We start from the raw sequence: 7,836 nt of genomic DNA on the forward strand, positions 1-7,836 counted from the left end.
GGGGTGTCGGGCGCGGGAAGCGCGGCGGGGGTGAAGACGTCGACGTCGACGCCGTTGCCGACCACGTGCACGCGCCGGGCGTCCACCCCCGCGCGCACGACCTCGGCGGCCATGCCCGCGGTGACGGCCAGCACGGCGGCCGCGCCGCGCAGCGCGACCTGCTCGGCGAGGCGGACGGCGGCCAGGACCGGGCGCGGCGCACCGGCCGCGACGGCGCCCTGCGACCACACGTCGGGCAGGTAGGAGACGTAGGGCGTGCGCCGCAGCGCCGAGGCCGCCCGCGTCGCCAGCCCCGTCGTCGGCGGCGGCTCGTGGACGACGACGTCGGGGCGCCGGCCCAGCAGCAGCCGGGCGGTGAGGGGGACGTCGAAGGACAGGTAGGGCAGGTAGCCGCGCACCGCGCCGTCGGCGTCGCGCAGCACCGCGGCACGGCGCACGCCCGTGCCCGCGTCGAGCGGGGCGGGCGCGCTGCCGGGCGCGGGGGCGGTGGTGACGACCTCGACCTCGCAGCCGGCGGCGACCAGCGCCCGGGCCAGCGCCCGCAGCCGGAAGGGGGCCGCCCCCACGTCCGGCGGGTACGTCCGCGTGGCGATGCGGATCAGGGGCGGCACGAGCCGGACCCTACCCACGCGGGGGCCGGCACCGGGACCACCACCCGGGACCGCTCCCCGGGACCACCGCCCGGAGCGCCGCGCGCACGGGGCAGGATGCGCTCGTGCGCATCGCCGTGGTGACGACGTGGTACCCCAGCGCCGAGGACGGCGTGGAGGGGGTGTTCGTCCAGCGGCACGTGCAGGCGCTGCGCCGCGACCACGACGTGCGCGTGCTGCACCTGGCCTCGCGGCCGGGCACGCCGCTGGAGCCGGGCGTGCAGCGCCTGCACGTGGCGCGCCGCGACCCGCGCTCGCCGGCCCGGGTGCTGCGCGCGGTGCGCGCGGCCACCGCCGGCGCCGACCTGCTGCACACCCACGTCTTCTCCTCGCTGGTGCTGCTGGCGCCCCTGCTGGGCCCGCTGCGCCCGGCCGTGCCGTGGGTGCACTCCGAGCACTGGTCGGGCGTGTCCGACCCCGTCTCCGGCGGTCCGCTGTGGGAGCGGCTGGCGGCGGCCCGGCGGCTGCTGGGGCGCCCCGACGCGGTGACGGCGGTCAGCGAGTACCTGGCGCGGGCGGTCCGCGACGCCCGCGGCGACCGGCGCTGCGCCGTCGTCCCCAACGTCGTGCCGGCGCCCGCGGTGCCGCCCGGCCCGCCCGCCGGCGGCGGGCTGCGGCTGCTGGCGGTGGGCAACCTGCGCCCCGTGAAGGACCCGCTGCTGGCGGTGGAGGCGCTCGCCGAGCTGCGCCGGCGCGGGCACGCGGCCACGCTGCGCTGGGTGGGCGACGGGCCGCTGCGCGCGGCCGTGCTCGAGCGCGCCGGGCGGCTGGGCGTGGCCGCGCACCTGGAGCTGCTGGGGCGCCGGGCGCCGGAGGAGTTCGCCGACGAGTGGGCGCGCTGCCACGCCTTCCTGCTGCCCAGCCGCTACGAGACGTTCTGCGTGGCGGGCGCCGAGGCGCTCGTGCACGGCCGGCCGGCGGTGCTCGGCGACCGCGGCGGGATGCGCGACTTCACCGGCCCGGGCGTGCACCTGGTCGGCGACCGGCGGCCGGGCGCCTGGGCCGACGCCGTCGAGCGGGCGCTGAGCGCGCCGCCCTCCCCCGAGGAGATCGCCGCCCCCGTGCGCCGGCGCTTCAGCGCGGACGCGGTGGCCGACCGCTTCGCCGTCGTCCTCGACGCGCAGGTCGCGCGGGTGGCCCGGTCCGCGCGGACCGCGCGTGCCGGGGGCCGCTGAGGCCCGCCGGCCGCCGTCAGGAGACGCGGGACAGCTCGACCTGCTGGGCGAAGTCGGGGACGGCCGCGACGACCTCCTCGAAGGTGCCCACGGCCCGCACCCGGCCGGCGTCGAGCACGACGACGGCGTCGCAGTCGCGCACCGTCGCCAGCCGGTGGGCGACGACGAGGACGGTCACCCCGCGCAGCGCGGCGACGGTCTGCGAGACCGCCGCCTCGGTGGCGGTGTCCAGGGCGCTGGTGGCCTCGTCGAGCACGAGGACGCTGGGGTCGCTGTAGAGGGCGCGGGCGATGCCGAGGCGCTGGCGCTGGCCGCCGGACAGCCGCAGGCCGCGCTCGCCGACCTGGCTGCGCACCCCCTCCGGCAGGCCCGCGACCACGTCGGTGAGCTGGGCGGCCTCCAGCACCTGCCGCACCCGCTCGAGGTCGACGTCCTCGTCGCGCCAGCTCAGCGCCACGTTGCGCGCCACGTCGGCGTCCAGCAGCGCCACGTCCTGCGGCACGTAGCCCACCCGGCGCCGCCAGGCGTGCAGGACCTCCCCCAGCGGCCGGCCGCCCACGAGCAGGCGCCCGCCGGTGGGCTCGTGCAGCCCGAGCACGAGGTCCACGAGGGTGGACTTGCCCGAGCCGGAGCGGCCGACGAGGGCCACCCGCGCACCGGCGGGCACGACGAGGTCGACGTCGGCCAGCGCGGGCGCGGGCGCCCCGGGGTAGCTGAAGCGCACGCCCTCCAGGCGCACCTCCACCGGGCCCGCCGGCAGCTGCGCCGCGTCGTCGCCGCCGCCCAGCGGGGGCACCGGGCCGGCCGCGGCACCGGTCTCGGCGAGGGCGCCCAGGACCTCCTGGGCGTCGGGCTGGTGGGCGTGCATGGTGGCGAACACCGACTGCAGGCGGGTCAGGGCCGGCACGACGCGGAAGCCGGCGACGGCGAAGAGGCCGATGGAGGAGGCGGCCTGGGTGACGCCCTGGGTGAGGACCGCGGCGCCGCCGACGACGAGGAAGCCGCCCAGCAGCGCGGCCTCCAGCACGAAGCGCGGGCCGACGGAGTAGAAGAAGGCCAGCCCCCGGGCGCGGGCGCTGCGGGCGCGCACCTGCCGGGCCACCCCGGCCAGCTGCTCGCCCCGCGCGCGCAGCGCGATCTCCTTGGTGGCGGCGAAGGACTCCTGCACCAGCCGCACGGTCTGCACGCTGGCGCCGGTGGCCGTGCGGCCGGCCGCCGCGGCGCGGCGCGCGATGACCGCGTAGAGGACGAAGGCGACGACGGCGAAGTAGAGCGCGGCCACCACGGCGGTCTGCCAGGCCGCGACGACGACGACCACGCCGACGGCCACGAGCCCGAAGACCTCGGCGACGAGGCTGGTGAAGGGCATGAGGAAGCCGTTGAAGGTCTGGTTGAGCGACTCGTCGACGGTGCGCACCGCCCGCGCCGAGCTGGCCCGCAGCCGGTACGACCACGACGCCGACAGGTAGGCGCGCACCAGCCGGTCGGCGACGTCGACCTCGTGGTCGGCGAAGCGGACGACGCCCCAGCGCACGAGCACGAGGCTGGCCAGGCTCTTGGCGGCCAGCAGCAGGCTGACCACGACGACGAGGGCGAGCAGCGTCGCGGGCTCGAGGCGGTCGCCGACGAGCGGCAGCGGGAAGGTCAGCGGCCGGGCGGGGTCGAGCGCCACCGGCAGCAGCAGCGCCAGCAGACCCAGGGCGAGGACGTCGAGGACGGCCAGCAGGGCCTGCCCGAGGCTGTAGAGGACGACGAAGCGCCCGCTGCCGCGCGGCAGCAGCCGCAGCAGCGCCCGGACGGTCCTCAGCAGCTCGCGCACGCGGTCATCCTCGCCCATCCCCGCGCCCGTCCCCGCGCCCGCACCGCCCGCCCTGCCCGCCCTGCCGGACCAGCGGGCGCGGGGCCGTCATGATGGGCGCTGTGACGAGCACGCCGCACCGGGCCGAGCAGGGGGCACCCGGGGAGGACCCCCGCGCGCCGGCCGCCGCGCGCGCGGGCGGCCACCCCGGCACCTGGGTCGTGGTCCCGCTGTACCGCGAGGCCGCGGTCGTCGCCGACGTCGTGGCCGAGCTGCGCACGCGCTTCCTGCACGTCGTGTGCGTCGACGACGGCAGCCCGGACTCCTCGGCCGCGCTGGCGGAGGCCGCCGGGGCGACCGTCGTGCGGCACGGGGTCAACCTGGGGCAGGGCGCGGCGCTGCAGACGGGCATCGAGTACGCCCTGCGCGACGAGCGGATGCGCTCGGTGGTGACCTTCGACGCCGACGGGCAGCACCGCGTCGAGGACGCCGAGGCGATGGTGCAGCGGCTGGAGGCCGAGCAGCTGGACGCGGTCTTCGGCTCGCGCTTCCTGGACCGGCGCACCGAGCTGGACCGGCTGCGCCGCGCGGTGCTGCGCGCGGCGACGGTCTACAACAACGCGACGACGGGCGTGCGCCTCACCGACGCCCACAACGGCCTGCGGGTGCTCTCGCGGCGGGCGGCCTCCTGCCTGCGGCTGCGCCACGACCGGATGGCGCACGCCACCGAGCTCGTCCTGCAGGTGGGGCGCGCGGACCTGCGCTGGGCCGAGCACCCGGTGCTGGTCCGCTACACCGACTACTCGCGCTCGAAGGGGCAGTCGCTGCTCAACAGCGTCAACATCCTCGTCGAGACGATCCTGGGCTGAGGGGGCCGCGGTGCTGTTCATCCAAGTCGTGCTCATCGTGGCGGTGCTGTGCGTGGGCGCCGTGCTCGTGCGCAGCACGGCCGGCGAGCGCCACCAGGCGGTGCGGCGCATCCTGCTGGGCGTCCTGGTGGTGCTGGCGGTCGCCAGCATCCTGGCGCCGGGCGCGGTGACGGTCGTCGCGCGCGCCGTCGGCGTCGGCCGCGGCACGGACCTGCTGCTGTACGGCCTGGTCGTGGCCTTCCTCGGCGCGCTCGTCTCCGCCTACCGCCGCCAGCGCTCGCTGGAGTCGCGCCTGACGCAGCTGACCCGGCGCCTGGCGCTGGACGAGGCGGAGCCCCCGGCGCTGGCCCGGGCCAGGCACGAGGAGGCGTCCTGACCCGGCCGGCGCGCGGGCGCCGGGGCCCGCGGCGTCACTGCAGGGCGCCGGCGACCTGCCCGTCGACGGTGCCGCGCACGGCGGACTCGCCGCCGAAGACCAGCGCGCGGGTGACCTCGGAGCCCTTGCCGCGGGCGTCGCGCTGCAGGGAGCGCAGGGCCTCGGTGGTCGCGCCGGGCAGCCCGGCGGGCTGGGTGAGCAGCAGCGGGCCGCCGCCGTAGGCCAGCAGCGCGGAGCCGGACAGGGCGTCGGCCCAGCCCTCGCCCGTGGCGATGCCGACGATGGTGGTGGCGTCGGTGAAGAAGGCGGTGGAGCTGAACTGCTCGGCCACCAGCGCGGAGGTGGCGTAGCGGTCGCTGCCGCTGAGCTGGCCCCAGCCGCTCTGCCCGGCGGAGGCCACCGCGGTGACGGCCGCGCCGCCGATGGCGACCTTGGTGGAGAAGGAGCGCCCGGCCAGGTAGTCGGAGGTGGCCCGGCCCAGGGTGGTGCCCTCGGTGAGCAGGACGACGCCGATGCTGTGCCCGGACGCCTTGTCGACGACGCCCATGAGCGCACCGGCCGACAGCCCGTCGGGGAAGTTCTGGCCGGTGACCACGGCCGCGGTCCTGGCCTGCGGCAGCAGCTTGGCGACCTCGACGGCCGTGGCGTAGCGGTCGCTGCCGGAGACGCGCTGGACGCGGCCGACCTTGCCGAGGGCGTCGACCTGGGCGGCGACGCCGGCCGACAGGGCCGCCTCGCCGCCGAGCAGGTAGATGGTGCCGCCCTGGCGCAGCACGTCCTGGACCGTGGCGGCGACGGCGCCGTCGAGGGCGCCGGAGCCGGTGAGCAGCAGCGGGCCGCCGACGTCGGAGGCCAGCGGGGCCGCGGCCAGGGAGTCGGCGTAGTTGTCCGCGCGGGCCAGCACGACAGCGGCGGCCTGGCCGCCGCTGAAGGACTTGGCGGAGGCGATGGCGGTCCCGATGCGGTCGGAGCCGAAGACGCGGCTGACCGAGGCGGCCTTCAGCTCGACCTCGCGGGGTGCCGGGTTCGCCGTGGCGGGTGCGGCGCCCGTGAGGACCGCCGCGCCGACGGTGAGGGCGGCCGCGAGGCCGAGGGTGCGGGGACGCAAGCGCATGGTGACCTTCCGGTGGGACGTGCCGTGCCTTCCACCTCGACCCGTCACGGTCGATGCTTGAGCGACAGACTGTCACGACCTGCACGGCGCTCTCACGTCCCCGGCCCGGGACCGCCACCAGCGCACCCCCCGTCCGGGCGCGAATGTTCTCTCAGCGCAGCCGGGCCGCTACTGTGCGCGGCATGCGGATGACTGTCATCGGGTGTGGGTACCTCGGCGCCGTCCATGCGGCCTGCATGGCCGAGCTGGGGCACGAGGTCATCGGGATCGACGTCGACCCTGAGAAGGTCGCGGCCCTGCAGGCCGCTCGTGCGCCGTTCTTCGAGCCGGGCCTGCCCGAGCTGCTCGAGCGCACCATGGCCACCGGCCGCCTGAGGTTCACCACCGACATGGCCGAGGCGGCCGGCTCGGCCGTGCACTTCGTGTGCGTGGGCACGCCCCAGAAGCGGGGCGAGTTCGCCGCCGACATGAAGTACGTGGACTCGGCGGTCGACGCGCTGCTGGAGCACGTGGGCGCCGGTGAGCTCGTCGTCGGCAAGTCCACCGTCCCGGTGGGCACCGCCGCCCGGCTGGCGGCCAAGGTCGCCGTCCGCGAGCCCGGTGCGGCGCTGGCCTGGAACCCGGAGTTCCTGCGCGAGGGCCACGCGGTGGAGGACACGCTGACCCCCGACCGCCTCGTCTACGGCGTGGAGGGCGGCGCCGAGACCGAGCGGGGCCGCAGCGCCAAGGCGCTGCTGGACGAGGTCTACGCCACCCCGCTCAAGCGCGGCACCCCGCTCATCGTCACCGACTACCAGACCGCCGAGCTGGTCAAGGTCGCGGCGAACTCCTTCCTGGCCACCAAGATCTCCTTCATCAACGCGATGGCGGAGCTGTGCGAGAAGGTCAACGCCGACGTCACGCAGCTGGCGGACGCCATCGGCCACGACGACCGCATCGGGCGCAAGTTCCTCAACGCCGGCCTCGGCTTCGGCGGCGGCTGCCTGCCCAAGGACATCCGCGCCTTCATGGCCCGCGCCGGCGAGCTGGGCGCCGACCAGACGCTGACGTTCCTGCGCGAGGTCGACTCGATCAACATGCGCCGCCGCATCCGCATGGTGGACCTGGCCCGCGAGGTCTGCGACGGCTCCCTCATCGGCAAGCGCGTGGCCGTCCTCGGCGCGGCCTTCAAGCCGCTCTCGGACGACATCCGCGACAGCCCCGCCCTCAACGTGGCCGCGCAGATCCGCCTGCAGGGCGGCGACGTCGTCCTCACCGACCCGGCCGCGCTGGACAACGCGCGCAAGTCGGTGCCGGACATCTCCTTCGCGGAGACCGTCGAGGACACCGTGCGCGGCGCCGACGTCGTGCTGCTGCTGACCGAGTGGAAGCAGTACCGCGACCTGGAGCCGGCGGCGATCTCCGGCCTGGTCAAGGAGAAGCGCATCCTCGACGGCCGCAACGCCCTCGACCCGGCCCGCTGGCGCGCCGCCGGCTGGACCTACCGCGCGCTGGGCCGCCCGCGCGCCTGACCCCCTCCCCCGGTGATCTTGCACGGTGCACCTTGCAAGATCACCGCGGGTGGTCGCCGTGGGATGATCACCGCGGGCCGGATGTGAGGAGCCCGTCGAGATCCCCCGGGCGTCCGGCGTGTGCTCGCCGAGCTGACCCGCTGCACCCGCCGCCGGCCCTACGGTGGGGCAATGCCCGAGGAGCCGCCCCAGCCCGCCGAGCAGCCGCCGCGCCCGGCGGCCGACGGGTGGCACTCCACGACCTACGGCCGTCCCGCGCGCCGCGCGCCGCGCCGCCCCGACCAGCGCGCCGGTGAGCAGCCGGCCGCCCAGGCCCCCGGCCGCGAGCAGCGCCTCGCCGAGC

7 protein-coding genes are annotated in these 7,836 nt (G+C 77.1%); 4 read left to right on the forward strand and 3 right to left on the reverse strand.

All coding sequences use genetic code 11. From position 1 onward, the window contains the following. On the reverse strand, window positions 1-611 hold a 611-nt coding region (locus GTQ99_RS16455; RefSeq protein ID WP_166616817.1), incomplete at its 3' end, for a glycosyltransferase. A gap of 104 nt (window positions 612-715) precedes the next feature. On the opposite strand from GTQ99_RS16455, the gene GTQ99_RS27040 reads away from it, so the two are divergent. Then, complete coding sequence (locus tag GTQ99_RS27040) at window positions 716-1,825, forward strand: glycosyltransferase (RefSeq protein ID WP_166616818.1); 1,110 nt, start codon at window positions 716-718, stop codon at window positions 1,823-1,825. Between the two features lie 16 nt (window positions 1,826-1,841). On the opposite strand, the gene GTQ99_RS16465 is transcribed toward GTQ99_RS27040, so the two are convergent. Next, the gene (locus GTQ99_RS16465) at window positions 1,842-3,644 is read right to left on the reverse strand and encodes an ATP-binding cassette domain-containing protein (protein ID WP_205707638.1); all 1,803 of its coding nucleotides are present in this window, start codon (window positions 3,642-3,644) and stop codon (window positions 1,842-1,844) included. Between the two features lie 101 nt (window positions 3,645-3,745). On the opposite strand from GTQ99_RS16465, the gene GTQ99_RS16470 reads away from it, so the two are divergent. Together GTQ99_RS16470 and GTQ99_RS16475 are read left to right on the forward strand one after the other, a co-directional pair. Next, window positions 3,746-4,492 (forward strand): glycosyltransferase family 2 protein, encoded by a 747-nt coding sequence (locus tag GTQ99_RS16470; protein WP_338075045.1) that lies wholly within the window; start codon window positions 3,746-3,748, stop codon window positions 4,490-4,492. Window positions 4,493-4,502: 10 nt separating this feature from the next. After that, the gene (locus GTQ99_RS16475) at window positions 4,503-4,868 is read left to right on the forward strand and encodes a DUF2304 family protein (protein ID WP_166616820.1); all 366 of its coding nucleotides are present in this window, start codon (window positions 4,503-4,505) and stop codon (window positions 4,866-4,868) included. 34 nt (window positions 4,869-4,902) lie between these two features. Here GTQ99_RS16475 and GTQ99_RS16480 read toward each other — a convergent pair whose 3' ends face one another. Then, a complete protein-coding gene (locus tag GTQ99_RS16480) occupies window positions 4,903-5,982 on the reverse strand; it encodes a cell wall-binding repeat-containing protein (RefSeq protein WP_166616821.1) in 1,080 nt (359 codons plus the stop codon). Window positions 5,983-6,164: 182 nt separating this feature from the next. Between GTQ99_RS16480 and GTQ99_RS16485 the strand changes: the two genes are divergently transcribed. Beyond that, window positions 6,165-7,493, forward strand: a complete 1,329-nt coding sequence (locus tag GTQ99_RS16485; protein ID WP_166616822.1) for a UDP-glucose dehydrogenase family protein — start codon at window positions 6,165-6,167, stop codon at window positions 7,491-7,493. Window positions 7,494-7,836: the final 343 nt, after the last annotated feature.

It is taken from the genome of Kineococcus vitellinus (assembly GCF_009906315.1).
Taxonomy (GTDB): Bacteria; Actinomycetota; Actinomycetes; order Actinomycetales; family Kineococcaceae; genus Kineococcus; species Kineococcus vitellinus.